Below are 1,487 nucleotides of genomic sequence, written 5' to 3'. Positions count from 1 at the left end.
AATAATATGGAAATCGCAATGGCAGTTTTAAAATTTATAGGTGGAGCAATCCCATTAATTCAAGAACTTCTAAAAGCATTTATGTAAATTCACTATTTAGCAATTATTTATAAAAATTATCATACAAATGATCTGTATATCAAAAATGAATTGATTTACAGATCATTTGCGTGAGCAAGGTCCCTTTAACATGATTAAAGGAATTTTTTAATTTTTAAATACTTAAGGTTACACCACATTAACATCAAGTTAGCAAAACAAAAAGAAAAATACGCACCCTTCCTATAATTCTACAAATGGAATAGCATATTTTTCATTTTTGGGACCTAAAAAACACCAAGACTACCCCTCTTCAGGGCAATCTTGGTGTTTTTTACGTTCACATACAAATTATTATTTGTATTGTTACATGGGTTCTTTATTAAATGATATACGTCTACTTTACCATCGATAAGCAATGACTAATGTCTCCCATTTTATCGTACTGATTACCTATACGAGGTTTTAAAAGAACCACCTTGACTAAAATGATAAAACAAGAAATCGAAATGAGCCCCTTTTTTATTTTGTAAGCAGTAAAGCTTCCATATAATGCTCTTTTCTCTCAAGAGCTTTTTTTGCATCATCAGCTGTTAATATATAATCTACTGCAATGCTCTGTAATAGCTCCTTATCCGCATTTGGCAACTGAATCGTTATATCTTCCACGCTACTCTTATTATTTCCATTTGTCTTATTAAATTCTTGAATACTTCTTGCCAGCTCTGCTAATTTTTCCATATGCACAGGATTGTTTACATCCAAAAATATATTACTTCTAAAAACTGCCGTAACGTATTTCTTTACATTTTTCTGCTTCTTCTTTTTTATCAAAAACAATATTTCCCGTATACATTTGTTCAAACGTAAATATATCGTTATTCTCTTTTCCAACATAATATGTATTGAACTTTTCTTTTACATCATTCGCTTCTTTTTTGATTTTATAATTATCACTATCTACTTTTGGAGAGATTCGTCCATCCAAAGCTAGCTGAAACTGCAAATACGGTTCATTTACTTGCTGTACATGAGCTATCCGTACATCTGGCCCCAGTAAATCTTTATAATTCCCCGGTATTTCAACTTCATTTAGTTTAATAGAAAAACCATACTGCGATTTTGTATAACTTTGAGCTTTTTGTTCAATTTCTTTATCCGATATATCACATGATGTTAATAGTATTAAACTAAACATCATATTACATGTTATTTTTGTTATTTTCATATGGTATCTCCTTTTATGCCTACTTCATATGCAGAAATACTAATATAGATTTCCGATAAAGTCACGAAGTTTAACAAAAAGAAGAGCAGTTTTAAATTGCTATGTTTATACAATTTTATATGAACCAGATTTAAATTTAAAGGAACTAAATCGTGCGTTTTCTCTTTATTCAACCATTTAACTTACTAACACTTTTCATAAGATATTTACACACTGCATT

The 1,487-nt window shown here is 29.7% G+C and carries 1 pseudogene; it reads right to left on the bottom strand.

Going from position 1 to position 1,487, the window contains the following annotated elements:
* Nucleotides 1–561: 561 nt before the first annotated feature.
* Nucleotides 562–1,267, bottom strand: a pseudogene (locus ABWK52_RS28915) (hypothetical protein).
* Nucleotides 1,268–1,487 lie beyond the last annotated feature (220 nt).

Origin of the sequence: Bacillus sp. AP50, assembly GCF_040492675.1 — a bacterium.
Lineage (GTDB): Bacteria > Bacillota > Bacilli > Bacillales > Bacillaceae_G > Bacillus_A > Bacillus_A cereus.
The sequence above is the reverse complement of the archived record's forward strand: the minus strand, read 5'-3'. Positions and strand labels throughout refer to the sequence as shown.